This is a genomic window from Roseomonas haemaphysalidis (assembly GCF_017355405.1).
In the GTDB taxonomy this organism is placed as follows: Bacteria; Pseudomonadota; Alphaproteobacteria; order Acetobacterales; family Acetobacteraceae; genus Pseudoroseomonas; species Pseudoroseomonas haemaphysalidis.
Window position 1 is genome coordinate 1 of record NZ_CP061180.1, and the last position, 25855, is coordinate 25855.

Consider the following 25855-nt stretch of genomic DNA (forward strand, 5'->3'; position numbering starts at 1 on the left):
AAGTAGGGATACGATAAGGTGGAGTTATCGCGCGTCGTACAGTGTGAGGGGATCTGCTTGGGTCGGAAAGCGACCCTTAGGTCGGCATCTCACATTGAAGATCGCCATCTACAGGCACAGTACCTACCGCCTAGGCGGCCGATGGATAAAAGACTGGAACGTTGACGCAATTCGCCTTTAAGTAGAACAATTGCATAGGGAGAAATTTCGCTTTGGATGCTCCCACTCATGGTTCGGACAGCAGCGTGGATCTTATTTCTGAAGCAGTTTCGCTACGGCCCTCCGATGAGGTCGAGCGGGTTTGCTCCGTGCAACGGACCGGACTGCTGGATACGCCGCTGGACCCCCGCTTCGACAGGCTCACACGCCTAACAGCACGCCTCTTCGACGCGCCACTGGCCATGGTCTCACTGATGGATAGCGACCGCCTGTGGCTCATGGCGGCAGTGGGCTTTGCTCAAGGCCTCAGCGCCCCTCGGGACGACACCTTCTGCGCTTACACTGTCCTCGATCCGACCCAGCCCCTCATCGTACCTGACACCCGTCAGGATCCACGTTTTGCATCAAACCCCTTCGTCACCGGTCCTGAGAGTATCTGCTTCTATGCAGGCGTGCCGGTGCTTGATGCAGAGAAACGAGTGCTTGGCAGTCTCTGCGTCTTTGACACCAAGCCTCGCCATCTTTCCAGCAGTGAAGTAGAAACGCTGTGCGATCTGGCCTTCCAAGCTTCGGTCATTCTGCAGATGGAGCAAGCCGCCGCTGCACAGCGAGAGAGTGAGGAGCACCATCGCTGGGCCGTGGCTTTGAGCCCGCAGAGCCAATGGGTCGCCGATGCCAACGGCAACCTCCTCGAAATCCGGGCTGAGTTCCTGGACCAGCTGGGCATGACACTTGATGAAGTGCACGACGAAGGTTGGATACGTTCTGTGTTCCCGGACGATCAGGCAAGGGTCAGGGACACCTTTGTCCATTCGCTCCGGACGGGAGAGCGCATGGATTATGAATTCCGGTTCTGCATGGTCGACGGCTCGCGACGCTGGGTGAGAAGCCGAGCAGCGCCGCGTCGGGATGAAGCGGGACAGATTGTCCGCTGGTACGGCGCTGTCGAAGATATCGACGACCGCAAGACGATAGAACTGGCAGTGGAGGAAGGACGGCGGCGCCTCGAAGGGGTCCTCGAGAGCACCACGGACTTTGTCGCCTTCTTCGACCGTGACTGGCGCGCGACTTACCTGAATCCGCACTTTCGCTGTATCGAGGCTTATGCCGAATTACTAGGCAAGGTCCTGTGGGAGGCTATGCCAGACCTGATTGGCAGCTCGGTCGAGAAAAGCCTTCGACAGGCACAGGACAGCGGATCGCCGGTGAACCTGGAATGGTACAGTTCGCGCCTGGGTGGCTGGATGGATGTTCACGCCTATCCAACCCCGCAGGGCATCTCGCTGTTCATCCGCGACGTGACTGAACAGCACCAGCTGAGCCAGCAGCTGCTGCACCAAGTTGAGCATGATCCGCTGACTGACCTGCCCAACCGCACCCTCTTGCATAGCGAGTTGCGAGCACGTCTTGGGGGAAACCCGCAAGGCGTTGGGGGCCAGGCTCTGTTACGGCTGCGGTTGGACGGTTTTCGGTCTGCGACCGATACGTTCGGTCCGGCGATGGGGGAAGCGCTGATACAGCGCGCAGCCGAGCGGTTGCAGCACTTCGTGCAGGCTGGCTGCTTTGTCGCCGCCCTAGATGGGCCTGAATTCGCAGTGCTGCCAGTTAGTACGATACAGAGGCCAACCCTGGATGCTTTGGCGAATGACCTTCTCGACACTCTTGAGCGACCCTACAGCGAGAACGGCAGCACGATCCGCCTCAAGCTCAGCGTTGGCATTGCCCGGACACCCGACGATGCGCAGGATGCCGACCAGCTTCTCCAAGCCGCCGAGATTGCCATGTCCCAGGCAAGGAGCGGTGACGGGCAAGGCTACAGCCATTTCACGGCCAGCATGCGTCAGGGGCTCGAGAACCGACATCAGCTGGTTCGCGACTTGCGCGAGGCGGCGGAACGCTGCGAAATCAGCTTGGCCTACCAACCGCTCGTCGACTTTCCCCTAGGTCAGATCGGTGGTTTTGAGGCTCTGATGCGCTGGCGCCATCCAACGCGAGGCGCCGTGTCGCCGGCGGAATTTATCCCAGTGGCCGAGCAGAGCGGCGTGATCATGGAACTTGGCGCCATCGCTCTTCGCCAAGCGTGCCAAGACGCGATGACATGGCGGTCCCCTGTGCGCGTGGCCGTCAACCTATCTCCGGTCCAGTTCCGCGACCCAAAGCTGGTGGCCTTAGTCGCTCACATCCTCGAGGAAACTAAGCTCCCGGCATCCCGCCTCAAGCTGGAGATCACGGAAACAGTGCTGCTCGAGGACAGTGAGACGAACCTTGCAGTTCTGCACCAGCTCAAGGATCTCGGCGTACTGATTGTCCTCGACGACTTCGGGACTGGCTACTCCTCGCTCGGCTATCTCCAACGTTTCCCGTTTCATAAGTTGAAGATCGACCAGAGCTTCGTGCGCCCGCTGATCGAAAGACCCGAAAGCCAAGCCATCGTGCGGTCTATCCTCGACCTCGCACGCGCCCTGGGGATCGACACCACGGCTGAGGGTGTCGAAACGCAGGAACAGCTGCAGTGGCTTGTCCGAGAAGGCTGTGGCCAGATCCAAGGCTATTTGCTAGGGCGTCCGATGCCGGCCGGGGACGTTAACCGCTTCCTCCAGGACTTCGCATGCCCAAGGGGTCATTGATCCTTCGAATCAAGCTTTGTGTTCTAGCTTCTGAAAGGGGCGGCACACCGGTTTAAACGTTATCGTTCTTGAGACTGAACGATAAGTAGGTCAGGCGCTTCGCACCTGCCGCAGGAAGTCCCGCACCGACCCCGACAGTTCCTGCACCTGGCCGTTCAGCGCGCGCGTTTCCTGGTCCACCTCGCCGGTCATGCGGTGGCTTGTTGCGGCGGTGTCGCGCAGCCCTTCCATCTGCTGGTCCACCACCCGGTTGCCGTCCGCCGCGCCCTGCACGCTGCGCGAGATCTCCGCCGTGGCACTGCCCTGCTGCTCCACCGCGGCGGCGATGGCCGTGGCGATGTCGCCCATCTCGCCCACCGTGGTGCTGATGCTGCGGATCGCCTGCACCGCGCCCTGGGTGGCGGATTGCATCTGCTCGATCTGCTGGCGGATGTCGTCCGTGGCGCGGGATGTCTGGCTGGCCAGCCCCTTGACCTCGCTGGCCACCACCGCGAAGCCCTTGCCGCTGTCGCCCGCCCGCGCCGCCTCGATCGTGGCGTTCAGCGCCAGCAGGTTGGTTTGCCCCGCGATGTCGCCGATCAGCCGCACCACGTCGCCGATCCGCCCGGCGGCATCCGACAGCGTTTGCACCACCTGGTCCGTTTCGGCGGCGCTGCGCACGGCGCGGCTGGCGATGTCGGCCGACTGCGTCACCTGGCGCGTGATCTCGCGGATGGAAGCGGTCAGCTCCTCTGTCGCGGCGGCGACGGTGTTGATGTTCTCGCTGGCTTCGCGCGCGGCGCCGGCCGCGGTGCCCATCCGCTCGCTGGCCAGGGCAGCGGTTTCGCCCATGCCGTGCACGCTGGTGGCCAGGTGCTGGGTGGAGGCCGTGACACCGTCGATCACGCCGTTCACGCCGGTTTCGAACCGCTGCGCGAAGCCGTGCATCAGGGCCCGGCGCGCGTCCTGCTCGGCCACCGCATAGGTTTCCAGCAGCACTTCCAGGTCCAGCCACGCGGCGGCGGACAGTGCCGCGGTCATGGCGGCATGCCTCCGCTGCTGCTGGCCGCGCCGCCAGCCCCAGCTTCCGGCCGGTGCCAGCCGCGCGACCACGGCGGCGGACACGGTGCGGTGGCACAGGGTCACGGCATAGGCCGGCGCGCCGTGCCGGTACAGCGCCTCGGCCAGGGCCTGCGCGGACGCGTAGAAGCCGTCGCCGAGCTCGCCGCAGATGACGCGCTCCCAATGCGCCAGGCGCGGGCCGTGCACCGCCGGCTGCTCCAAGGCGTGGCGGATTTCCGGCCAGGGGTCGAAGGCTTGGTGCAGCTGTTTCAGCAGCACCGGAAGCGCTTGGCGGGCGAAGCCGGCGTTGCTTTGCAGCAGCAGGATGCTGTCCGGCGTCAGGCCAAAAGCATTTAGACGGTGACGGTGGGCACGATCCGACGCGTCGATCATGAGATGTCTCCTGTCAGGAGGCTTCATGCTTCTATCAGGATTGCTGCATTATGAATGTCACCAAAGAAACTCGTATTTCTAGCTATCGACTGACCTGTCCCCGTAGAAGTGGGCCGCCGATCGTGTGAGATCGGTGGTGCAATTTGGAGGGTTGGAATGGCTCGGAAGCAGCACAAGCCTGAGGAGATCGTGGCCAAGCTCCGGCAGGTCGAGGTTCTGGTGGGTCAGGGCAAGACGGTGGCTGACGGTGCTCGGGCCATCGGGGTGACGGAGGCGACCTATTATCGCTGGCGATCGGAGTATGGCGGCCTGAAGCTGGACCAAGTTCGTCGGCTGAAGCAGCTCGAGCAGGAGAACAGCCGCCTCCGGCGGGCAGTATCGGACCTGACGCTGGAGAAGGTGATCCTGAAGGAAGCCGCTTCGGGAAACTTCTGAGCGCTGCCCGTCGTCGCGTCGCGGTGAACCATGTCACAGCGGCGTTGCAGGTCTCTGAGCGCACGGCCTGCCGGGTGCTGGGCCAGAACCGTTCGACGCAGCGCAAGCCGCGGCGGGCGGCCGACGACGAGGCAGCGCTGACCCGGGCTATTGTTAGACTGGCCAAGCAGTATGGCCGCTACGGTTACCGGCGCATCACCGCCCTGCTGCGCGCTGAGGGCTGGGCGTGCAACCACAAGCGGGTGGAGCGGATCTGGCGGGCCGAGGGGCTGAAGGTGCCACCGCGACAGCCAAAGCGCGGGCGGTTGTGGCTGAATGACGGATCCTGCGTGCGGCTACGCCCGGAGCGGGCGAACCACGTTTGGGCCTACGACTTCGTGGAGGACCGCACCCGGGACGGACGCAAGCTGCGGATGCTGAACGTGGTGGACGAGTTCAGCCGCGAATGCCTGGCGATCCGGGTGGCGCGCAAGCTGAACTCCCTCGACGTCATCGACGTGCTGGCGGACCTGTTCATCCTGCGCGGGATCCCCGGGCACATCCGCTCGGACAACGGACCGGAGTTCGTGGCCACCGCGGTGAAGAGCTGGATCACCGGGGTGGGTGCCGGAACGGCCTACATCGAGCCGGGCAGCCCGTGGGAGAACGGCTACGTGGAAAGCTTCAACGGCAAGCTCAGGGACGAGCTGCTCAATGCTGAGGTGTTCAACAACCTGGCGGAAGCCCGCGTGCTGATCGAGCAATGGCGCAAGCACTACAACACGGTACGCCCGCACTCCGCGCTGCGCTATCGGCCACCCGCGCCGGAGGTGATACTGACATTACCAGCCGTGCTGACGGGAACGCCAAGTCCCGCCGGTTCAACCCCACCCAGGCCGCCCGTACACTGACATTTTGCTCGGATCACCTCATGGGGGCTGGTCAGTACCAGGCTGCCTCCACGCGAGAAAGACTATAAATGGTGATGAGCGCTGTCGACGCATGGCATACGATGCTAGAGAGTCAGTGGTTGCGTGAGCGGCCGGACGACATGCGTACACCGTTTGCCCGGTATCAGCCGGGTTCTTACGTCAACCTGCGCCGAACTCACGTAGACGCCTGCTGCCTTGTCCCATGCTGGATGTCCAGTTCGGGCAGCCATGCAATCCGCCCGTGAATTGCTACCAAGCCGATATTGCTGAAAAACTACCGCCCCGGCCCTCGGCCAAGCCGGATTCCTAGCCGCTGCTGCTCAGCCTCCTGCGATCGTACCTGGGCCCGCTCCTGCGCCTGCACCGCCTGCTGCCCGTCTCGTACCGCGCTGACGGCCCGGCCGATCCCCGCCAGTCCTTCGCGTGACAGTGTGGCGGTGCCTGGGCCCGCTGTGTTGCTCGTCCCTACCACCTGCGCTCCGAGCCGCCGCTCTGCAGCATCGGCCATTGCATGGAGCTCCGCTGCTACCTCCGGCCACGCCAGCACTTCCCGCTGCCAGGCCTTGGCGACCTCCGGGCTCTGCCTGGCCACCATGCTATGCCAGTAGGCCTGTGGGCCTGTCTGAGTGCCCTGGGCCATGCTGGCTGCCCTGGCCTGCTCCACCGCCTCCACAGCCCGCCAGGCGCGCTGCGACAGCCCGGGCACCTTGACGCTGTCCCGGGCCCGCTGTGCCTCCACCTGTGCCACGTAGTCCGTCCCCGCCTTCTCGCGCGCCACGTCCTCGCGCTGCAGCCCGCTGACGATCGAGCCCGTCGCACTCCTGGCCCCAGCGCGGTCCAGCTGCGCCCCATGACCAGCGAACAGTCCTTCCCGCCCGCGCAGTGCCCCCAGTTGTTCCGGCCGCTCCCGCAGCCTCCGGGCCGCCTCGGCGCGGTCGCCCTGGCTGTCCTGGAGCAGGGCCACCAGTTTGGCCTCCGCCTGCCCTGGATCGCGATACGCCGCCCGGAGCCACTGCGCCCGGTCTGCGGCCTCCTGCCGTACTCTCGGATCCTGCTCCACCGCCCGGGCGATCTCCTCCAGGGTGCTCCCCCGCCCCAGAGCGTCGCGACCCGTCGGATCCCGGTAGGCCGGCAGCAGCGGCGGGGGTGGTGGCTCCAGCTTCCGCTCCGCCCAGTCCAGGTACTGCGCTGCCGCCTGATTGCTCGCCCGGGCCCGCTCGATCGGCGAGCGCAGCACGATTTCGCTGTCGGGTGCCAGCGGGTGAACGCCGCGGCGGTTGGCAAAGGCGGTCTGCGCCCGGGCTGTGCCTTCGGATCCCGCGTAGTCCAGCGTCAGGTCCTTGGCCCTCTGCCGCGACAGCGTCCGGGTAAGCCCTTCCCGGCTGCCCAGCTCGTCGCGGGCCCAGTGCAGCCGGACCCCCTCGCGGTGCCGCGTCAGCGCCACGTAGGCGCTATGCCGGTCCATCGCGGCGCTCGCCAGCACATGGGCGCGCTCCACCGTCACCCCCTGCGCCTTGTGGATCGTCGCCGCGTAGCCGTGCGTCAGGGCGTCGTAGTCCTTCACCGCGAATGAGACCTCGGGGGCTGGGGTGGCCGCGTCCTTCGGGTCGAGCCGCACCGTCAGCCGTGCCGCCTCGCCCTGCCCCTGGACGCCGGTCACCGTGCCCAGCGTGCCGTTCTTCACCGCCGTGCCGCCCTGCCCGTCCGGTGTGGCCCCCAGCGCCCGTTCGTTGCGCAGGAACATGATGCAATCCCCCACGGCCACAGGGCGCTCGCCTTGCGCGGTCTGGATGCTATGGTCCGGGCCGAGCGCCCCAGCCCCCCCGAGCTGCTCGCGTGCCAGCCGGTTCAACTCGGCCGCGTCCGCCCGTGTCGCGGCTAGCATCAGCTGGCTGCGACCGGACGCCTCTTGCCACCCTGCCAGCCAGCCCTCGACCAGCGCCGCCCGGGCCTCCGCCTGCGTCGCGTGCCCCACCACCATGCCGGCCTGCTCGTAGCGGTCGAGGGCGGCGCCGGTCCGCCCAGTGGCCAGCGCGCGGGTGGCGTCTCTTTGCCACCCCTCTCGCTGCCGCCGCACCTCGGAGATCTCCGCAGCCCCATGCCGCTCCGCCAGCGCGCGGAATGCCGCCCCCGCCTCGATCGCCTGCAGCTGCTCCGGATCCCCCACTAGCACCACCTTGGCGCCCGCCTGCTGCGCGTGCTCCAGCACCCGCTGCATCTGCCGCGAGCCGACCATCCCCGCCTCGTCCAGCACCAGCACGTCGCGGGCCGTCAGCTGCTCCCGCCCCCGCGCCCATTGCCACTCCAGGCTGGCGATGGTCCGCGAGGCGATGCCGCTGCCCGCCTGCAGCCCCTCCGCCGCGATGCCCGACAGCGTCGCGCCCCGTACCCGCAGCCCCTCGGCTTCCCAGGCCTCACGCGCCACGCCGAGCAGCGCTGACTTGCCGGTGCCGGCATAGCCTAGCACCAGCGACAATCCCTCCGCGCCGGCCAGGTGCCGCACCGCGTCGCGCTGCTCGTCGCTGAGCGTCAGCCCCCGCCCCTGCGCCTGCCGCAAGGCGCGGTCCTGCAGCCGTGGTGCCACTCCATGCGCCTGGGTCCCCGCCAGCGCCGCCGCATGCCCTTCCATGCGCTGCTCTGCCGCCAGCATGTCGCGCGTGGTCCAGCGCTCCCGCCCCGCCGCGTCCTGCCCTAACCGCACCAGCTCTGGTGCCCCCTCCACCCGGGCCATCGCCTGGGCGAACTGCTCTGGCCCATCCGAATGCCGGGACACGAACCGCGCCAGGTCCTGCCGGGTGAAGGTCGACTGCTGCTGCGTCAGGGCGTCGAGCACCACCATGGGATCGGCCAGGATGCGCTCGCCATTGCGGCGCGCGATGGCGTCGTGCTCTGCCTGCCGCTCCGCCGCCTCGCCCCGCTCCGCCCGCCGCATCCCGGCCGGCCCCACCTTGTGCTGCGGCTCCAGCGCGATGCCCTGTGCTGCCAAACTGCGGTGGTCGATCCGCACATCGTGCCCCAGCGTGGCCAGCCGCTCGTTGGCCAGCTCGCCCCAGCGTGCCCGCCAGCCTTCCAGCAGGGCCGTGCTGTTCCAGTCGCGCTGCTTGGCCCCGAACGTCGCGTCCGACCCGTCCGCCTGCTGCCCCGGCACCACATCGCGCATGGTCAGCAGCACATGCGCGTGCGGCTTCGGTTGACCGTCCTCGCCCACCGGGCTGTGCACCGCGAGATCGGCCACCATGCCGCGCGCCACGAACTGCTCGCGCACGAAGTCCTGGGCCAGGGCGATCCCCTCGGCGCGTGACAGCTCGCGGGGCAGCGCGAACTCCACCTCGCGGGCCAGCTGCGCGTCCTTCCTCTTCTCACCCACCTCCACCGCGTTCCACAGCACGCTGCGGTCGGCCCAGGCGGCCGGCGCGCCATCGGGCAGCAGAACCTCGGTGTGCAGCACATGCGCCTTGGCCGTGAAGTCGTGCGCCACGCCGGTGCGGTTGTCCTGCAGCCGTTCGGCCGCACGATACGCCGCCGCCGCCACCACCGAACGTCCGGCACCACGCGAGATCACCTGCGCCGAGAGGTGGTAGATCGCCATGCCGCCCTATCGCCCGGATCGGCGACCGGTGCGAGCATCGTTGCGCCGCCATCAGACTCACCGTTCCGCGACGTCGCCGCAGGCGACGTATAAGCGCCATTTCTCCGCTTTGCTTTGGCATGACGGGATGGGCGGGTCTGCTATGGCGGTGACGATCTTGGGGGGTGACCTCGCCCGCCTGGAACTGATCTGCGATGCTGCGACCGACCCTGAATGTGGAGTTGATCGTCGATGTGGGAACCCTACCTGCGGGCTGTTCTGCCCGAGACCACCGCTGTTCACCGCCAGCGGCTGGAAAGCCTGCTCGGTCACCCGCTGCCGGACCACTACTGGTCGCTCGCCGTGGCGCACCAGGGCGAGGGCCTCGACGAGGACAGCATGGCCGACCCGCAGTTCGCCTCGCTGATCCTGCTGCTGGTGCTGCCTCCCGAGGAGGTCAGCCCGGACGCGGTGAGCTACTGCGTCGAGACCTGCTGGCAGACCATGCGCGATCGGTATCCCCCCGGCCTGCTGCCCTTCGCCGATGACACCGGCGGCAACCTCTGGGCCTTCGATGCCCGCAGCCATCCCGAGGATCCCGCCATCGTCTTCATCGACCACGAGCTCGCCGGCGAGGACGGTATCTCCCCTGTCGCGCCCAGCTTCGATGCTTTGCTGGCGATGCTCGAGGCCGGCAGCTGATCGCAATCGACGCATGGGCCAGGGCAGCGCTGATGCAGCGCTGCCAGCGTGCTGGAGGAGCATCATCCCGTTGCCCGTCGCCAACTATTGCCGGCTCGATTCTTCCCTGAGGTAAGGGTTTCCCCTCGCGTCCCAGCGTGTCATCCCCCGCCGCGTAACGCCCGGACACCCCGCGGCACTGAGTAAGGGGGATCCCACCATGGCACCACGCCGTCCGCGCGACATCGACGCTGAGCTACGCGCCCTGCAGGACAAGGCCCGCCTGCTGCGCAACAAGCAGAAGTCGCAGCTCGGCGAGCTGCTGCTGGCCACCGGCGCCGCCGACACCCTCGATCCCGACGCGCTCGCCGGCCTGCTCTTGCACGGCCTCGAGCAGGCCAAGGCCAACCCACAGGCGGCCGAAAGCTGGCGTCAGCGTGGCGAGGCCTTCTTTCGTCGCACCACCAGTGGAGCCAACGGCGGTAGCGCAGCCACCGACGGCAAGCCCGCGCCCGCGACTGGTCGCATTGCGCGCCGCGATGCGGAGGACGCGGCACGCCCGGCTGCGGAGTAGCCAGGCCATCGCCCGCGCCGGGGCCGCCGCCGCCCGCGGTGATCACCGCGACTGGGCCGCAGCGCGCCGCGAGCGCACCCGCCAGCTGATCGAGCTCGGCGGCCTGGTGCACAAGGCCGGACTGGTCGAGCTGGTCGATGATGACCGCGCCACGCTGCTCGGCGCCCTGCTGGAGCTAGCCGGACGGCTACGCGACGGCGAGGCATACGGCAGCGTGGAGGCCGCTGCCCCGGAGCATCTCTGCGCCCGCTGGCGGCATGCCGGGCTGCGCGCCTTCCATGCCGAGCGCGAGGCGGCACAGGCCGATCCCGCGTGATGGGTGTGCTGCATGGGCTGCGCCTGCTGGCCAGCCTGCTCCTGCTGCTGCTCGCCCTGCCCTTCGCCCTGGTCGGCTGGGCCTGGGTGTGCCTGCGCAGGATGGGCCCATGCGCCCTGGTCGGCGCGTTCCTCGGCTTGTCCTGGAACGCCGTCATCGTGCTCGAACCGCTCAATGGCCGCCACGCCGTGATCGGACTGCTGCTCGGCGCCCTCGTTGGCCTGGTGGTGGCGCTGGTCGAGCTGATCGGTCCCGCCTTCTCCGGCCGCGCCGCGCCCGGCACCTCGCACGGCTCCGCCGCCTGGGCCTCGCGCCGCGCCCTGCGGCAGGGGCTGGCCGCCCCGGCCCTGGCCCGCGATCCCGCTGCCCTGCTGGTCGGCCGCGATCCCGGCCGCCGTGGCGGCCTGCTGCGGCATGCCGGCCCCGCCCACCTGCTCACCATCGCCCCCACCCGCTCCGGCAAGGGCGTGGGCACCGTGCTGCCCAACCTCTTGCTCGCCGACCGCGCCATCCTTTGCGTCGACCCCAAAGGCGAGAACGCCCGCATCAGCGCCCGCGCGCGGCGGCGCTTCGGGCCTGTCTTCGTGCTCGATCCCTTTGGGGTGTCAGGACAGCCCGCCAGCGCCTTCGATCCGGCGGGGCTGCTCGACGCTGGCTCACCCGACCTCGCCGACGACGCCACCACGCTGGCCGATGCCCTGGTGTTCGACCCGCCGGGACAGGTGTCGGACGCGCATTGGAACGAGGAAGCCAAGGCGCTGATCAGCGGCCTGTTGCTGCACCTCGCCTGTCGCGGCGCCCCAGGGCAGCGTGGGCTGCCCGCGCTGCGCCGGCTGCTCACCCTGCCGCCCGGCGACTGGCAGGCCCTGCTGCGCGCCATGCTGGCCGATACGGCGGCCGCCGGCGGGTTGGTGTCCCGCGCCGCCGCCCGCCAGCTCGGCAAGGCCGACCGCGAGGCTGCCGGCGTGCTGTCCTCGGCCCAGCGCCATACCCACCTGCTCGACAGCCCGCGCCTGACCGCCTCGATGAGCCGGACTGACTTCCAGTGGAGCGACCTGCGCCAGGGCAGCGCCACGGTGTTTCTGGTGCTGCCGCCCGACCGCCTGACCACCTACAGCCGCTGGCTGCGCCTGCTGATCGCGCAAGGCATCCAGCAACTCGCCCGCACGCCGCAGCGGCCCAACACACCGCCAGTGCTGCTGCTGCTCGACGAGTTCGCCGCCCTCGGCCGGCTGGAGCCAGTGCTGCAGGCCGCCGGCCTGATGGCCGGCCTCGGGCTGCAGCTCTGGCCCATCCTGCAGGACCTCGCCCAGCTGCGCGCCGCCTACGGCCCGTCTGCCGCCACCTTCCTAGCCAATGCCGGGCTGATCCAGGTCTCGGCACCGGCCGACCTCGACACCGCGCAGTGGCTGTCCCGGGCACTCGGCAACAGCACCGTGGTCTTCGAGACCGGCAGCACCTCCCGCTCCATCCCGGACAACCCCGAGGGCCACGGCTCGAGCAGCCACAGCAGTTCCACCCAGCTCACCGGCCGCCCCCTGCTCAACCCCGACGAGGCTATGCGACTGCACCCCGACCGGCAGGTGCTGCTGCGACCGGGCCAGCGACCGGCATTCACCGCCAAGCTCAGGCATTACGAGGACAAGGAGTTCGCTGGGCTGGCGGACAGCTAATCCAGTTCCCAACGATGTTCCGCGACCAGACAGCTAGGGGCCGGTGCTTGGCAGACCTTCACTCGATCCGGATCGTCATGTTTCGGATCAGGGGTCCCCTGCGGTCTGACCTGGATCGGGTGAAGACCCGTATTTCTTCCCCCCCCCCCAGCTTCGCGGAACGAAGCTGAGTGTCTTGAACCGCTCTCCGTCACGGGCGACCGCATGGCGGCATGTGCCGCAGCCTCGTTCAAGGCACAGATGGTGTCCAATGGCGTTCTCACCGACACTTCGCCAGTGAATCAGGTGAAGGCGGACAGCTCCAGATAGCCGCCGGAATCACCCGCCGGCTGGCGGGCGATGCGCTGGCCTTGATCTCATGCTAGGAACAGCACCGATGCCCCTGCTGGCGAGAGCAGGGTCATCGGCGACATGGACCGCTTTCCGTCACCGGGGCGTGTGACCCGTCAACCCGTTCAGCAGTCCGGCCAGGCCACCCTGCCCCAGCTCGCCCTCATGCCGCGGCACGCCGCCCTGGGGCGTCGCGCGGTCAACCAGTTGGGGCAGCATGGTGCTCAGTTCGGCCAGCAGGCTGGAACGGTCGGTGCCGGCGTGCCGCGCGGCCTCGTCGAGGTCCTGCGGATCGAAACTCGCCTCGAGCTGCTGCGGCGAAACCGCTTGGTTGGGACCCGGCGCCATCCAGGAGTCGACCTGCGACCCCAGCCCCTGCCCCCGCATGGTGCCAAGCAGGCCGCCGAGCCCTCCCAGCAAGCCGCCCAGCCCACCGCCCGAGCCACCACCGAGCAGGCCGCCCAACCCGCCCGACGTGGCCGAACCTCCGCCCAGCAGGCCACCCAGCAGCCCGCCGAGGCCACCGCTCGCCGACGATGCCGCACCGCCGCCCAGCAGGCCGCCCAGAATGCTGCCAAGCCCGCCGCCCGCCGTGGGGGCCGCCTGCATGTCGCCCGTCTGCGTGCCGCTGGCCTGGGCATGCTTCATCAACTGCTGGATGAGCAGCGCCACGGCGGCCATCTTCACCGTATTGCTCATGCCGCCGCCCAAGCCACCGCCGGACTGCCCGAACAGAGAATTGCTCATGTTGCCGTTGCCTTTCCAAGGATCTCGGGAAACAACGTCCACACCGGCAGTTCTGTTGTCGGGGGCCCGCCGCTTTCACGGCGGAGGGCGGCCCGTGCCTATTCGGCGCGGATGCCCGCCTCGCGCACCAGGGTCGCCATGCTGTCGCGCCCCTCGCGCACGAAACGCGCGAACTCCACTGGCGAAGAGCCCACCGGCAGCGCCACGATCTGGTCCAGCCGCGCCCGCACCTCGGGGTCTACCAGCGCCGCCGCCACGGCCGCGTGCAGCCGCTCTGCCACGGCGGCTGGCGTGCCGGCGGGGGCGAACAGCGCGCACCATTCGGCAATGGTCAGCCCCGGCAGCCCTGCTTCCGCGAAGGTTGGCACGTCCGGGCGCGAGGGCAGCCGCGCCTCTGTGGCCACCGCCAGGATGCGGGCTCGCCCACTATCGGCGACCGGCCCGGCCGAGAGTGCGGTGATGAAGCAGCCGTCCAGCACCCCCGCCGCCAGGTCGCGAGCCGCATCCGCCCCGCCGCGATAGGGCGCGTGGGTCAGATCGATGCCCGCCAGTCGCTGCAGCTGCACCAGCGCCAGGTGTCCCGCCGTGGCGTTGCCCTGCGTGCCAATGTTCAGCGCGCCCGGACGGGCCTTGGCGAGGGCCACGAACTCCGCCAGCGTCCGCGCCGGGCTGTCTGCCTTGACCGCCAGCACCTGCGGAAAGGTGGTGGCCAGCGTCACCGGCAGGAAGGCCGTGGTGTAGTCGAAGGACAGCCCGCGCAGCAGGCTCGGATTGACGAGGTGCGAGGAGGCGTCCCACAGCAGCGTGTGCCCGTCTGGCGCCGCCTGCGCCACGGCCGCGCCGCCGTTGGAGCCGCTGCCGCCTGTGCGGTTCTCCACCACGACGCTCTGCCCCAGCCGCTCGCCCATCCGGGGGGCGAGGACCCGGGCCGCGCTGTCCGCCGCGCCCCCGGCCGCGAAGGCCACGACCAGGCGGATGGGCCGCATGGGGAATGTCCCCTGCGCCCGCACCAAACAGGGCGTGGCGAGAGCCGCGGAAACGCCCAGCAGCGCGCGACGATGCAACATGGACCGCTTTCTCCCCACCCTGGATGCAGACTTTCTTGCCCGGATGGGAAGCCACCCCTGCCCGCCCCGTCAAGCCTGCCGATGTCTACCCGCTTTTGCTGAGGGACGGATGACGCATCCGATCCGCCGCGCCAGTCGGCTCCGACCGCCCGAACGGAGTGGTGCAGCGGCGGGCATGGTTGCGGATGGGTGAGGTGCAACGAACGGAACCAAGGTCGCGCAGCCGGAGCTGCAGCAGGCCAGGGCCGTACGTCCTCCTGTCCGCGCTATCAGCCGCGCACGGAAAACCGCTCCAAGGCCGTCAGCCGGCGCATGGGCAGCTCGACTGGCCGGCCGTAGATGCTGTCGCAAAGGAAGGCGCATTCCTGTTCCTGCGCCCCCTCCGGCACGTCGGTGTACCAAGCGCGCGGCTGGTCGTTGACCTCGCCGTTCCAGCGGTAGCCGCGGGCCTTGAGCGTGTCCTTGTGCTGGAACGGCGCGTCAGCTGCCCAGATGCGCCAGCTGGCCTGCCGAGCGGTCTCTAGCAGGCGGGCCAGGCCAGTGACACCGGAGCGCAGCAGGGGGCGGGCCAGCACCTGCAGCGTGGCGTGGCAGTCGTGCACGGCGCGATGGCCGTCGAAGAACAGCCCATGCTTCATGGCGAGGTAGCCGAGCTTGCTGCCCTCGAAGCCCTCGGCGGCCCAGTCCACCTGCTTCAGGGAGCAGGCCCAAGGCTTGGTGGCGAAGGCGTTGCAGAACGCCTCGGCGAAGCGGCGGTCAAAGGCAGCGTTGTGGGCGATCACCAGGGCGGCGGGGGCGACGAACTGCGCCACCTCCGCCGGGTCGATGCTGTGGCCGGCGACCATCTCGTCGGTCAGGCCGGTCAGCGCGGTGATGGCGGGTGGGATGGGTTCTGCAGGCTGCCGCAACCGGCTGAAGGGCTCGCCCACCGTGTAGACGGTGCCATCCAGCCCGTAGGTGAAAGGCAGCAGGGCGAACTCGATGATCTCATGCTGCAGCGGGTCGAGGCCGGTGGTCTCGAGGTCGAGCAGCAGACCCAGGCGTGTCGGCACACCAGACGGGGCGTGCAGCGGCGGCGGCGGCGTGATCCGTCGCAGCACACGGTAGTGCCCGCTGTTCTCCAGCAGGGCTGCCATGGCCTCGAGTTGCGAAGCATCAGGCAGGTCATTCAGCGCATCCGGCATCGCAGGTGCATGCCCGCGTTGCCGTTCTGGCGCCAGATGGTCAGAGCGCGAACGAGGACGGTCCGCCATTCCGGCTTGGCTGTCGCCTGTGTCCGAGCCGCAGCGTCCGGCTCCGTTTCAGGGCGGAGCCCCGCTCGACCTGATCCGAACGACCCGGCCGCAGGGTTTGCAGGAGGCCAGCTGTGGCCTGACGCAGATGGTCCTTTGCCGGTCGCTGCAGGGTGACTAACCGGGTGATCGCGGACTGCTGAGCGCGGCGGCACTCTGCCCGCTGATCTGACGGCCGCCACCCCGGATGAGATCACCAAGGCCCTGGCCTGTACGCTGCGCTACGACGCCCGCGGCAAGCCCCGCCCGTCCGGCGGCCAAATGGTCGCCATTTGACACCAAGCTGGCCGATGCCTTCGCGAAGGCCAAGGGCTAGCCGGTACCACCCAACGAGCTGCTACGGATCGGCGCGCAGGGTTTTGCGGTTAACGAGCTGCAGCGTTTTTTGGTGCGGCGGGAATACCCGGTGGTGGTGGACGGCATCTTCGGCCGGGGCACCGACGTGGTGGTGCAGCAGTTCCAGCAGGCACGCGGCCTGAAGCCGGACGGGATCGTCGGCGCGGCGACCTGGGCCATGCTGCGGGATGGCGAGCGATAGGGCGGTTGCCCTACCGCTCGCCACAGCGTCACGCCTTGCGGCGGCGGACCATCGCCAAGCCAGCCAAGCCGGCGCCGAACAGCGCGATGCTCATCGGCTCGGGTACGGAGGTCGGGGTCGAGACGGTCCAGGCGCCGCTCACAGCGCAGGTGGCTGTGTCGATCCTGCAGGGGGACTGGGCCTGAGCAACGAGGCCGCTGGCCGTAGAACCCGTGCCGGTGAGGCGAGCATCGTAGCTGCTGCCATCATAGACGAGGCTGCTCCCGGTCACGTTGCCGACGCTGTCAAACGCCAGGGCGAAATTGATCATGCCAGTCACGAAGCTTGGGCCGACACCATCACGACCGATGGTCATGCTGATGAAGCGATCAACATCGCCGCGAAGCGTGGTCTGATTGCCGTTGGCATCGCCGTTGCCGACGATGGAGAAGACGGTCTCAGCGGACGTCAGCACCAGCTGGATGTTCAGCGGCACGGGGGCAGCAGCGCCCGGCTGTGACACGCCAGCGAAATTATAGATCACCGCAGCCTCGGCCGAAGCGAGCGGCGCGACGGCAACGGCGGTCATCAAGGCAGCAGCAGCGAAAATGGACTTCATAGGTATCCCCTCCCGGAATACAGTGGGAGGTTGCAAAACCCATGCCTATGCGATTTTGGCTCTAAATCTATTGCGTTAAACGGCCGATTAAGAACCGGCGCGCACGATCTGTAAAGAATATGAACGGGGTGTCAGGTAGCGACGGCTATCGGGCTATCCCGTCTAGCGGGACTATCCACTGCGCTCAGTCGAGCGTGGGGGCATGCCGAATTGGTCCGCGGCGGCCATGCGTGGGTGTACCGGCAATACATGACCGACCGCTCGCTACTGCCGCTGGAGGCAGAGGCCCGGGCGGCGCGGCGGGGGCTGTGGTCGCTGCCTGAGCGCGAGCGTATCCCGCCCTGGGCGTGGCGTCGGCAGCAACGGCGGAGATAAATGCCGCACAGCGCACGGTGGGATATCCCACCGTGCGCTGTGCTTGCCATCACGCCTTACGGCGGCGAACCACTGCCAGACCAGCGAGGCCAGCACCAAACAGCGCGATGGACATCGGCTCGGGGACGGTGGTGGTGGTGGTCTGCACGCCACTGAATGTGCAGCCCGGCTGACTGTCGTTTGCTGTGCAAAGGCTGGTGCCGTCGCTGGCGAAGCGCCCGAAGACAGATGCGGTGCCGTCAAACGACAGCCACGAGTTTTCCATGCCGGTGTCGACGCGGACGAGGCCTGAGAGCAGACCACCCGCGGCCACGGAGATATCAATCCGGAAGCGGGCCTGATCAGGAAGGCCGAAGGGCGGCGGCGTCACAAAGTCATTCAGGTCAAAGCTGACCGTGCCGCGCCGCTGTGGCGCGTTGAAGAGGTTGAACGACAGGCCCACGACCCCTTCGAGCTGCGTCGGGCGCGTGCCAGTGAAGTTGAAGTTGTCCGAATAGGCGCTGAAGCCGTTCAGGGCGGCTTCATCCGTCACCGCCAGCGTGAAGCTGGTGATCACCGGCAGTGTGGCTCCGGTGTAGGGCGAAGAGGTCGGGCTCTGCGTGGTGTGCGTTGTCTGCGTGAAGCTGTAGATCACGTCGGCCTGGGCCGAGGTGAGCGGTGCGGCGGCCAAGGCGGCAACCAAGCCAGCGGCGATCAACGACTTCATGGGTATCCCCTCCTGGAACAGATACCTCCGGTTGCAAAACCCATGCCGGTACAATTCAGCTTACGATTCCATTGCGTTACGATTTTGGTGGCGACCTGCACTCGCGATATGTAAAGATCACGAACGCGTTGTCATGGTACGCAGAGTGACCCTAAGTTCAGTAAGCCAGTACCCGTAGGATGTCCTCCAGCCGCGTCGTGTAGCGCGGTGACAGCCGCTGCGCCCGCGTCGCCCAGCTGCGCGTGAAGCCCGTCGCCGCCACACGCAGCGTGCCTCGCCCGTAGCGGGCGTTGATCGCGTCCATCACCCCCATGGTCTTGGCCGAGGCCTGGGGACTGCGCGTGGCAAACAGCCGCTGCTGCTGCCCGGCCGGCACCAGGTCGTTGAGGATCACCCCCGCCTTGGCGTAGCGGAAGCCGTCCCGCCACAGCGGCTCCAGCAGCCGCACCGTCTCGCTGATCAGCGACCGCGTGTCGCTGGTCGGCTCCATGCGGCAGGCGCGGCTGGCGCTGTACTGCCGCCCCTGCTCGTGCGGGTTAATGTGCAGGAACACCGATAGGTGGCAGGCCTCCAGCCCGTCCGCCCGCAGCTTCTCCGCCGCCCGCGCGGCATAGGCCGCCGCCGCCTCGCGCATGTCGTCCCAGGTGGTGACCGGCCGGCTGAAGGAGCGCGTGCAGGCCAGCCCCTTGCGGGTGGCCGCCAGCAGCTGCAGCGGCAGGCAGGACACGCCGCGCAGCTCCATCTGCACCCGCGCGCCCACCACGGTCAGCCCGTCGCGCACCGCCCGGGCGTCCAGGTTTATGAAGTCGGCGATGGTCTCGATGCCGCTGGCCTGCAGCTTCTCGGTGGTGCGGCGGCCGATGCCCCAGACCTCATCCACCGGCAGGCGGCGGTACCAGTCGGCGCGCACCTCTGGATCGGTGAGGTCGCACAGCCCGCCCAGTTCTGCGTGGTCTTTGGCGATGCCATTGGCCAGCTTGGCGATAGTCTTGGTCGGCCCCCAGCCAACGCAGGTGGGGATCTTCGCTACCCTTCGCACCTCCTGTCGCAGCCCAGCGCAGAAGCTCTGGAGATCCACAGGAATGTCCAGGTCCAGGAACATCTCGTCGATGCTGTAGGACTCCACCCGGGGCACCCGCGACACCAGCACGTCGTACACCCGCCGGCTCATGTCGCCATACAGGCTGTAGTTGGACGGCAGCCACTGCACCTCACGCAGGTCGCGGCGGTCGCGCACCAGGTGCCAGGCGTCGCCCATCTTGATGCCCAGCGCCTTGGCCTCGGGGGTGCGGGCGATGGCGCAGCCGTCATTGTTGGACAACACCACCACGGGCTGCGCTCGGAGGGTCGGGGCGAAGGCGCGCTCGGCCGAGCAGTAGAAGCTGTTGCCGTCAATCAGGCCGTAGACGGCGGGCATCTCACACCCGCTCGCGCACCAGGCTGGCGACCACGGCCCAGATCTCCGCCCCCTCGCCCAGTAGCAGTGGCTCGCGGTCGGCCTAACCGGAACGCAGCCACCACTGCCCGGCATGCCAGCGCAACTGGCCGAGCAGCACCTCACCGCCGATCATGATGATGGCCACCACGCCGGAGCGGGGCTCGGCCGCCGCGTCGACGATCAGCACGTCGCCAGGCAGGATCCCTCGCCGGGCGAGGGCCTCGCCCAGGGTGATCGCCGGCGGGCGACACAAAGCCGGTGGTCTCGGCGCCCGTGTAGGCGCCCTGCGGCGACAGGTCGGGATGACGCGGCGGGGGCATGCTGCGCGCTCAAGCGGGATCAGGGCGTGCTGAAGCTGTACCCGATCCCGCGACCCACGGCCTTCGCCTGGGCCAGGAGTTCGGGCAGGGCGTCGAGCGGGCCGAGTGGGGCGCGGGACAGCGCCACGATCGGATCGCCTATTAGGGTCATCACCTCGAAGTCGAGCTGTCCCTCCTCGGTAAGCGTCACCCAACAGCGATGTGGCGCGAAGGCCGCCTTGACCTGCTGCCGCACTGCTTCGGCCTGTGCCGCGTCGAAGGACGCGGTCACAGCCGCAGGACCGCTTGGCCGAAGGCGTCGCGCGCCGCCATCAGGGCGCCGAGGCTGCGCTGGTGCAGCTTGGCGCTGGCGGCGTCGCCGGGGTCGATCTCGCTGCCCATGTCCTCAGCCGCTTCGACGCCTTCGGCGAGCTGGCCGTGCACCTCGTCCAGCAGTTCGCGGAGGTCGTCGGCCTCCATGGTGGTGGCCCAGCCACTCAGCACATCGGCGGCCTCACGCGTCAGGCGACCGGCGTCGAGGCCGCGGGCGATCAGGCCGGAGATGCGCTGCAAGGCTTCCTTGGCGGGATCGGTAGCCGCACGGGGGGGGGGCAGAGACTGGCGGCGGGTGGGCGTGGGCATGGCGGGGGACTCCATGTGGGAAGCAGATCCTATAATCATGAACGAAAGTAGAACAAACCTTAAGCGCGACCACGTGATTTGCGTGTCGCGAAAATTCTACCCAGGCTGCTTATGGCGTTTGCTGTGGCACCGCCGCCCTACGGTCGTCCGGGGGGACAGCGAGGGGTTGCCGCCGCCTGGACCCTCTGTGTCCGGGCGGCGTGCAGACAGGATGTCAGGCTTGAAGTCCAAGCAATGGAGGCCTGCGAATGCCCCCCTCCCTTATCGAACGTGGCGTCTACTCGGCTGATGGCTTAACCAGCGAGAACCACGTGATTGTTGTCGTTCTCGATCTGCTCAAGGTGTTGAGCAAGCGGGGAGCAAAGCCACCTCCTTTGCCGTCTAATCCTCCGAGCCTCGTGCCCTGCTCCATCGTGATCACTGAATGGGATGATCCAAATGGAGTCCGGCTAGGACGTGTGCGCTTCGTTCATCGGGATGGCGCGGACCTGTTCAATCAGATCTGGCAGATGTCTGATCCGACTAGCGCACGATAACTCACAGGGGCGGATCGCGAACCAGTGGCGCGCGTGGTGACCTATGAGTTCGACATAGATCGCAAGACATCCGCCAGGTCGCGGAAACAGCGTTTATGCATAGGAAACACCAGCGCATAAGCGTCGGAGATCAATGCTGGCTCCTCATCATCACCGTCATATTTCTGTTTCCATCGGAGCCCGGCGACGAGAACCATCAATGCGGCCCGAAGCGATCCCTCCGCGCCCGCCGCATACGCTTCCACGAGGTCCGCAGCTATGGCGTAGCTGATCGTTTTCGACATGGCGCTTTTCCTAAATGGGCGCACCACGCCATAGAGCCTTCTAGCAGCTGAGATTGCGGCCAGCACCATCACGATCTGGTGCGACAACAGAACATTTCAGGCCGCCGCCGCAATCATATGCACGATAAGTATGTATTATCGTTCCTAACAAATTGACATGCGCGATTGTCCCGACTGCCGCCGATACAGCTGCTTAAAAGTGGGGCTGGGCGCCACGTGCCCTCTACGAAACCGGCAGGGGTACGGTGATCGATAACGTCTCCCCTGCTCGCCTGGAGTGGCCCCCGATTCGACCGGACACGGGGCATAGACCTGAGGGCCTAGGCTTACGCCTGGGCATACGCCTATGCCGAACGATCCGACGCGTGTTGAAATTATCACCCGCCGAGAGCGGCGCCGCGACTACAGTGCCGACCACCAGCTGCGGTTGGTCGAGGGAACCATGCAGCCGGGTATGACGGTCTCGGCCGTGGCCCGCCTGCACGGTGTCTCAACTAGCCTGCTGTTCGGGTGTAGGCGGCACATGGGCGAGGGCGGCAGGGCCGCTATCCAGGCCGACGACGACGTGGTGGCCGCAGGGTGGCTGCGTGAGCTGGAGGGCCGCGTCATTGCCCCGGCCTCGAACTTGCGCTGGTCCTCCGATGGTTTGGAGATCCCGTGCTGGAACGGCGAGGTCGTCCGACTGGCGTTCGCCATCGACACCCACGACCGCGAAGTCATGGCCTACGTCGCCACCACCAGTGGCATCAGGAGCGAGATGATCCGGGATCTCATGCTGGCCTGCGTCGAGCGGCGGTTCGCCGCCCTACGGGCGCCCCACCCCGTGCAGTGGCTGGCCGACAATGGCTCGGCCTACACACCGCCCACGATACGCGGGAGATCGCCGTGGCGCTGAACCTGCTTGTCTGTTTCACACCCGTCCGCAGCCCTGAGAGCAACGGTGTCAGCGGAGCCTTCGTGAAGAATCTGAAGCGCGACTACGCCCACATCCACCCCAGGCCCGACGCTGCTACCGTTCTGCAGCAGCTCCCGACCTGGATCGAGGACTACAACGACGTCCACCCCCACAAGGGCTTGTAGATGCGCTCACCCAGTGAGTTCATCCGTGCCCAGTCTTAACCAGCCCCGTGTCCGGTTTGAGGGGGGCAACTCCAGCGCCCCCTTGTTTGGCGTTGCTTCCGAGCCGTTCGCACTATGAACCCCGAAGGCCGGAAATGCTGGAAGGGGGATGCCCTGATCCACGACGCCGCACCAGGAACGGACAGGGGACATAGATGGCGGGCCCAGGGGCCGTGACGAGCGGGATTAACCTATCTATCCGAGTCGCAGAAATACGTGGGGAATCCAGTGAGCCTTCACCTGTTGAGGAATCGAGTGAGCGCACAGGCTGACCGGGGAAATGAGTGAGCAAGGCAGGGAAAGGAGTGAGAAGGCCTATCGAGAATCAAGGACTTGCGAACGCTGTCCCGAGGAAAGGAGTGAGCAACCTAATAGTAGAATCTCTAATAGCTTCTAGTAGCTCGGCTCACTCCTTTCCTCAGGGACTTTTACGCAGCGATGCGGCAGTGTCGGCCCATGGGAACGGTGCATGAGCTGCTGGAAGCCAAGGGACGAAAGGGCGCATTGGAAGCGGGCATCGACCGGTCCGTTGTCGAAGCGGCCGCTGCCTACCTTGCAGACGAAGACAATGGCCTCGGATTTGCCTATTCCGGCTGGGCGCAATGCGCTTTGCCTCATAAGCGTCTGGCAAACGACGCGCCCTGGGGCATTATCTCCGAACGCGTAAAATTAATGGTAGAACCAGGTCGCCGCCAAGTTGTCAGCTCGGATGGACAACAAAGCTTTGAGTTCGTAGGCGTCCCTTTCGGCAGCCATGCTCGACTCATTCTGCTTTATCTACAGACTGAGGCGCTTAGAACAGGAAGCCGGGAAGTAGAACTGGGAGGATCCATGCGCGGATGGTTGGCGCGTGTTGGAATTCCAGCAGGCGGAATGACAGGGAAGTCAGTCCGAGACCAAGCTGAACGCATTTCCCGATGCAAGTTAACATTTGATATTTCAACGGGAGGGCGAGCTTCGGGTCTAGTGCAACAGACTATCGTTGACCGCGCCCTCTTTATTGAAGGTGAGGAGGGCCAAGGGTCGCAGGGCCGTCTCTCTTTAGAAACGGCCAAACTAAGTGAAGGCTTCTTCGAGCAGCTGCAGAAACATCCTGTTCCACTAGAAGAGGCTGCTATTAAAGCTCTTAGCAACAATGCACCCGGCCTAGATTGTTACCTTTGGCTAGCATATCGCCTGCACGCCCTCCGAGATGATCGGCTAGTCCCTTGGACTGCCCTCAAGGCACAGTTCGGCACTGGTTTTTCGAAACTTTACCATTTTAAAAACAAATTTCCTGGCACATTAGCCCTGGCTACTGCCGTATACCCAGGAGCTAATGTTGAGGTTACAGACGCTGGTGTAATTCTCAAGCCGTCCAGGCCTCCCGTCGCGCCGAGACAAATTTCTTCAGGCCGATAAATTTCATCGGCCCTGCTCCATATCGGAGATACGGCTCACTGGATTCCCCGCCCTCATTGGAGGACAAATGGGGTCAAGTGTTCATGAAGCGAAATGGCAACCGCATAGTTGCCGCCTCCGCCCCGCCCCTATCCATTTGATTCAACTTGGCCCTCGATAATTAGAGAGCGCCCCCCGAGTTCCTTTTCGATCTGCGAAATTTCCTCCGAGAGCCGAACAATTTGCCGAGCAAGGATTTCCCGGCGCCTAATCAAGTCATCCCTACGTTTCACCGCAGAGGCATCCACTGGCTTTATTTCGGATAGAAACCGCATGATCTCCGATCTTGCGGCTTGAGGGCGAACCAAACCGCGGTTCCGAGCCAACGGCATGTGGTGCTCCGGCACTAAGGTCAAGTAGTACGCGGCGCTGTAGCTACGAGGAAGTTCAGCCTCCCTGAAACGACCTCTCTCAACGGCTTCGGCTACCTCCCGTAGCTGGTAGGCCACTGCACGTCCGAATGGAAGCTGCGGCAGGATCTTAGATTCGAACTCGCCTTTATTGGCCGTGATTGCATGTAAAAGATAACGCCCGATGGACAAGAAGCGCCTTTGCGCCTCGTCCCAAAGCTTTCCGATTTCCCGGACATAGTCCTCAGGGCGGTTTAACGGGACTATGGTCGCTGCGAAATCCTCAGAGCGAGATGTCGTTGATATGATGGGCGCTGCAGCTGCGCGAGCCTTGATGTCTCTGGACGAAAAAGTTTTTAGAGGAGGCTTAGACATCGACCGACACCTTCATACCGAGAGCGTGCATGGCGAATGTGAAGACACCGCGGACATCGGACAGCCCGTTCGCTCCCTTCATTTCTGCCACTCCTAAGCCTATTTCATCGCTCACTCGAATGCTTTCGTAGAGGCGGATATCGAATGGGCATAGGTCGCCAGCCTCTATGAGGCGCTGCTTGGCGCGGTCGAAACTACCCGCGGAACGCATTGTCAGATTGAGCACAAAAGCTGAAGGTCTCTGTTCACGGCGGATAAAAGCCATCCACTCAACAACCGATCGCAGGTCACCAGCTCCTTGTCCTGTCGGCACGAGAACAAAATCAGCCAGGAGGAGAAGATGACGCATTTCTACAGGAGAAGCGTCCACACCAGGAGGCGTATCAATGACGAGGAGGTCTAATTTTCCCAGAGCCTCAGCCTGATGCATGGCTTCTTGAAGCCTAGACAAAGGGATAGCTACGTTCGGGATGTTGACAGCTTCGTCCGGTCGAACTGCGTACCAATTGGTGAGGCCACGTTGTGGATCGAGGTCGATTGTTGCTACGCGTAATCCAGCGTGTGCTGCGAAGACAGCCAAATTCCGCGTCAGACAGGTTTTGCCACTCCCACCTTTGCCTGATGAACAAACCAAAATTTTAGGACGCGCCAATTTGGATGGAGAAGCTGCTATGTCCCGCATTTTGACCCGAGCCGCTTTTCTGCTGCGTGTCGTCGCTTTCACCGCAACCACTCTCCTCCAAACTCGAAAATGCTTACCGAGACCTGAATAACACTGGAAGCTGTGGCTCAGCAACCTGACGTCGGCTGCAAGGTCTTACGGCGTAAGATGTGAGGAGGAGCGTTATCCATATCGCTTCAAATTGCAGGACGCGATGACCATGCACAGTCGGGTGGGGTAGAGACCGTGCAGCTTTCGACCGTAGAGTCAGTATATAAATTCACGGCGGCAGAACTGCGGTCGAGTACAGCGTCACAAAGCGGGCTGCCTTGAGCGAGCAGTTCCGCATACCTTAGGTCGGCTTGGTGTCGCGGACGGACCACCGCCTAAGGACCTACCGGCGCCATCGACGCCGGCGTGGTGGAGCTTGGAGCTCAGCCCGCCGCAACTGCGGCCGAACGCATCTGCGGCAGTGCGTAGGGCGGCACCAAGCGCGGCGCAGTAAGCCTCGCAAGCGGTGCTATTTAGTAGCAAAATCCCGTCCTTGTGCGGGTTCTAGCGGAGCACCTCGATTAGCATCTCTCTGCAGCCACGCAGGTATCGGGGCCGCCAGAATGATGGCCGCTCGACAACAAGCCCAGCGCCTTGCGCGTGCCGCGGCATGACGAGTTGCTCTGAAA

Annotated in this window: 22 protein-coding genes and 1 pseudogene; 10 read left to right on the top strand and 13 right to left on the bottom strand. The window is 66.0% G+C overall.

Features of this window, described 5'->3' with window-relative positions; translation table 11 throughout:
- Positions 1-308: 308 nt before the first annotated feature.
- Positions 309-2786 carry an EAL domain-containing protein gene (locus tag IAI59_RS21580; protein ID WP_207444014.1) on the top strand — a complete coding sequence of 826 codons (2478 nt, stop codon included), beginning with the start codon at positions 309-311 and terminating at the stop codon, positions 2784-2786.
- A gap of 90 nt (positions 2787-2876) precedes the next feature.
- Here the strand turns inward: IAI59_RS21580 and IAI59_RS23415 are convergent, their stop codons facing one another.
- Positions 2877-4220: a methyl-accepting chemotaxis protein gene (locus IAI59_RS23415; protein ID WP_272877402.1), complete on the bottom strand. Its 1344-nt coding sequence runs from the start codon at positions 4218-4220 to the stop codon at positions 2877-2879.
- A 156-nt stretch (positions 4221-4376) separates the two neighbouring features.
- Between IAI59_RS23415 and IAI59_RS21590 the strand changes: the two genes are divergently transcribed.
- Positions 4377-5545, top strand: a protein-coding gene (locus IAI59_RS21590; RefSeq protein WP_207420058.1) for an IS3 family transposase whose coding sequence is annotated in 2 segments (ribosomal slippage) — positions 4377-4641 and positions 4641-5545 — 1170 coding nt in all. Because the reading frame shifts where the segments join, the coding sequence is not laid out codon by codon here.
- 295 nt (positions 5546-5840) lie between these two features.
- Here IAI59_RS21590 and traA read toward each other — a convergent pair.
- Positions 5841-9155 carry a Ti-type conjugative transfer relaxase TraA gene (gene traA / locus IAI59_RS21595; protein ID WP_207419830.1) on the bottom strand — a complete coding sequence of 1105 codons (3315 nt, stop codon included), beginning with the start codon at positions 9153-9155 and terminating at the stop codon, positions 5841-5843.
- 231 nt (positions 9156-9386) lie between these two features.
- Here traA and IAI59_RS21600 point away from each other — a divergent pair, with 231 nt between their 5' ends.
- The 4 genes from IAI59_RS21600 (at position 9387) to IAI59_RS21615 (ending at position 12378) form a co-directional block, all read left to right on the top strand.
- Entirely contained in the window at positions 9387-9836 is a 450-nt protein-coding gene (locus IAI59_RS21600; RefSeq protein WP_207419829.1) for an SMI1/KNR4 family protein, read from the top strand.
- 199 nt (positions 9837-10035) lie between these two features.
- A complete protein-coding gene (traD, locus tag IAI59_RS21605; RefSeq protein WP_207419828.1) occupies positions 10036-10389 on the top strand; it encodes a conjugal transfer protein TraD in 354 nt (117 codons plus the stop codon).
- Positions 10390-10396: 7 nt separating this feature from the next.
- The gene (locus IAI59_RS21610; protein WP_336512486.1) at positions 10397-10705 is read left to right on the top strand and encodes a conjugal transfer protein TraD; all 309 of its coding nucleotides are present in this window, start codon (positions 10397-10399) and stop codon (positions 10703-10705) included.
- The gene (locus IAI59_RS21615; protein WP_207419826.1) at positions 10705-12378 is read left to right on the top strand and encodes a type IV secretory system conjugative DNA transfer family protein; all 1674 of its coding nucleotides are present in this window, start codon (positions 10705-10707) and stop codon (positions 12376-12378) included. Before IAI59_RS21610 ends, IAI59_RS21615 begins: the two co-directional genes overlap by 1 nt.
- Positions 12379-12804: 426 nt before the next feature.
- On the opposite strand, the gene IAI59_RS21620 is transcribed toward IAI59_RS21615, so the two are convergent.
- The 3 genes from IAI59_RS21620 to IAI59_RS21630 all read right to left on the bottom strand — a co-directional run bounded on the left by IAI59_RS21620 (position 12805) and on the right by IAI59_RS21630 (position 15706).
- The gene (locus IAI59_RS21620) at positions 12805-13455 is read right to left on the bottom strand and encodes a YidB family protein (protein WP_207419825.1); all 651 of its coding nucleotides are present in this window, start codon (positions 13453-13455) and stop codon (positions 12805-12807) included.
- A 98-nt stretch (positions 13456-13553) separates the two neighbouring features.
- The gene (locus IAI59_RS21625; RefSeq protein ID WP_237181056.1) at positions 13554-14441 is read right to left on the bottom strand and encodes a Bug family tripartite tricarboxylate transporter substrate binding protein; all 888 of its coding nucleotides are present in this window, start codon (positions 14439-14441) and stop codon (positions 13554-13556) included.
- Between the two features lie 350 nt (positions 14442-14791).
- Complete coding sequence (locus IAI59_RS21630; RefSeq protein WP_207419823.1) at positions 14792-15706, bottom strand: 3'-5' exonuclease; 915 nt, start codon at positions 15704-15706, stop codon at positions 14792-14794.
- A gap of 481 nt (positions 15707-16187) precedes the next feature.
- On the opposite strand from IAI59_RS21630, the gene IAI59_RS21635 reads away from it, so the two are divergent.
- Positions 16188-16352 carry a peptidoglycan-binding domain-containing protein gene (locus tag IAI59_RS21635; protein ID WP_272874701.1) on the top strand — a complete coding sequence of 55 codons (165 nt, stop codon included), beginning with the start codon at positions 16188-16190 and terminating at the stop codon, positions 16350-16352.
- Positions 16353-16380: 28 nt separating this feature from the next.
- On the opposite strand, the gene IAI59_RS21640 is transcribed toward IAI59_RS21635, so the two are convergent.
- The gene (locus tag IAI59_RS21640) at positions 16381-16950 is read right to left on the bottom strand and encodes a PEP-CTERM sorting domain-containing protein (RefSeq protein WP_207419821.1); all 570 of its coding nucleotides are present in this window, start codon (positions 16948-16950) and stop codon (positions 16381-16383) included.
- A 210-nt stretch (positions 16951-17160) separates the two neighbouring features.
- On the opposite strand from IAI59_RS21640, the gene IAI59_RS21645 reads away from it, so the two are divergent.
- Entirely contained in the window at positions 17161-17325 is a 165-nt protein-coding gene (locus IAI59_RS21645; protein ID WP_272874700.1) for a thermonuclease family protein, read from the top strand.
- A 49-nt stretch (positions 17326-17374) separates the two neighbouring features.
- On the opposite strand, the gene IAI59_RS21650 is transcribed toward IAI59_RS21645, so the two are convergent.
- The 6 genes from IAI59_RS21650 to IAI59_RS21675 form a co-directional block, all read right to left on the bottom strand.
- Positions 17375-18031 carry a PEP-CTERM sorting domain-containing protein gene (locus tag IAI59_RS21650; RefSeq protein WP_207419819.1) on the bottom strand — a complete coding sequence of 219 codons (657 nt, stop codon included), beginning with the start codon at positions 18029-18031 and terminating at the stop codon, positions 17375-17377.
- A gap of 157 nt (positions 18032-18188) precedes the next feature.
- Positions 18189-19448 (bottom strand): Y-family DNA polymerase, encoded by a 1260-nt coding sequence (locus tag IAI59_RS21655; RefSeq protein ID WP_207419818.1) that lies wholly within the window; start codon positions 19446-19448, stop codon positions 18189-18191.
- A gap of 82 nt (positions 19449-19530) precedes the next feature.
- Positions 19531-19722, bottom strand: coding sequence for a LexA family protein (locus IAI59_RS23210; RefSeq protein WP_237181053.1), 192 nt, complete (start codon positions 19720-19722; stop codon positions 19531-19533).
- An 86-nt stretch (positions 19723-19808) separates the two neighbouring features.
- Positions 19809-20060: a hypothetical protein gene (locus IAI59_RS21665; protein ID WP_207419817.1), complete on the bottom strand. Its 252-nt coding sequence runs from the start codon at positions 20058-20060 to the stop codon at positions 19809-19811.
- Complete coding sequence (locus tag IAI59_RS21670; protein ID WP_207419816.1) at positions 20057-20410, bottom strand: hypothetical protein; 354 nt, start codon at positions 20408-20410, stop codon at positions 20057-20059. The genes IAI59_RS21665 and IAI59_RS21670 overlap by 4 nt, the downstream gene beginning before the upstream one ends.
- Before the next feature lie 577 nt (positions 20411-20987).
- Positions 20988-21317 (bottom strand): hypothetical protein, encoded by a 330-nt coding sequence (locus IAI59_RS21675; RefSeq protein ID WP_207419815.1) that lies wholly within the window; start codon positions 21315-21317, stop codon positions 20988-20990.
- 259 nt (positions 21318-21576) lie between these two features.
- Between IAI59_RS21675 and IAI59_RS21680 the strand changes: the two are divergent.
- Together IAI59_RS21680 and IAI59_RS21685 are read left to right on the top strand one after the other, a co-directional pair.
- Positions 21577-22310: pseudogene (locus IAI59_RS21680) on the top strand (DDE-type integrase/transposase/recombinase).
- Positions 22311-22805: 495 nt separating this feature from the next.
- Positions 22806-23750: a replication protein RepA gene (locus tag IAI59_RS21685; RefSeq protein ID WP_207419814.1), complete on the top strand. Its 945-nt coding sequence runs from the start codon at positions 22806-22808 to the stop codon at positions 23748-23750.
- A 756-nt stretch (positions 23751-24506) separates the two neighbouring features.
- Here IAI59_RS21685 and IAI59_RS21690 read toward each other — a convergent pair.
- Positions 24507-25238: a ParA family protein gene (locus IAI59_RS21690; RefSeq protein WP_207419813.1), complete on the bottom strand. Its 732-nt coding sequence runs from the start codon at positions 25236-25238 to the stop codon at positions 24507-24509.
- Positions 25239-25855 lie beyond the last annotated feature (617 nt).

Bases quoted from the DNA above. Each gene is read 5' to 3' on its own strand.
- IAI59_RS21640 (WP_207419821.1), bottom strand. From the start codon at position 16,950: ATGAAGTCCATTTTCGCTGCTGCTGCCTTGATGACCGCCGTTGCCGTC.
- IAI59_RS23415 (WP_272877402.1), bottom strand. From the start codon at position 4,220: ATGATCGACGCGTCGGATCGTGCCCACCGTCACCGTCTAAATGCTTTT.
- traA (WP_207419830.1), bottom strand. From the start codon at position 9,155: ATGGCGATCTACCACCTCTCGGCGCAGGTGATCTCGCGTGGTGCCGGA.
- traD (WP_207419828.1), top strand. From the start codon at position 10,036: ATGGCACCACGCCGTCCGCGCGACATCGACGCTGAGCTACGCGCCCTG.
- IAI59_RS21615 (WP_207419826.1), top strand. From the start codon at position 10,705: ATGGGTGTGCTGCATGGGCTGCGCCTGCTGGCCAGCCTGCTCCTGCTG.
- IAI59_RS21670 (WP_207419816.1), bottom strand. From the start codon at position 20,410: ATGCCCACGCCCACCCGCCGCCAGTCTCTGCCCCCCCCCCGTGCGGCT.
- IAI59_RS21630 (WP_207419823.1), bottom strand. From the start codon at position 15,706: ATGCCGGATGCGCTGAATGACCTGCCTGATGCTTCGCAACTCGAGGCC.
- IAI59_RS21620 (WP_207419825.1), bottom strand. From the start codon at position 13,455: ATGAGCAATTCTCTGTTCGGGCAGTCCGGCGGTGGCTTGGGCGGCGGC.
- IAI59_RS21650 (WP_207419819.1), bottom strand. From the start codon at position 18,031: ATGAAGTCGTTGATCGCCGCTGGCTTGGTTGCCGCCTTGGCCGCCGCA.
- IAI59_RS21625 (WP_237181056.1), bottom strand. From the start codon at position 14,441: ATGCGGCCCATCCGCCTGGTCGTGGCCTTCGCGGCCGGGGGCGCGGCG.
- IAI59_RS21600 (WP_207419829.1), top strand. From the start codon at position 9,387: ATGTGGGAACCCTACCTGCGGGCTGTTCTGCCCGAGACCACCGCTGTT.
- IAI59_RS21655 (WP_207419818.1), bottom strand. From the start codon at position 19,448: ATGCCCGCCGTCTACGGCCTGATTGACGGCAACAGCTTCTACTGCTCG.
- IAI59_RS21685 (WP_207419814.1), top strand. From the start codon at position 22,806: ATGGGAACGGTGCATGAGCTGCTGGAAGCCAAGGGACGAAAGGGCGCA.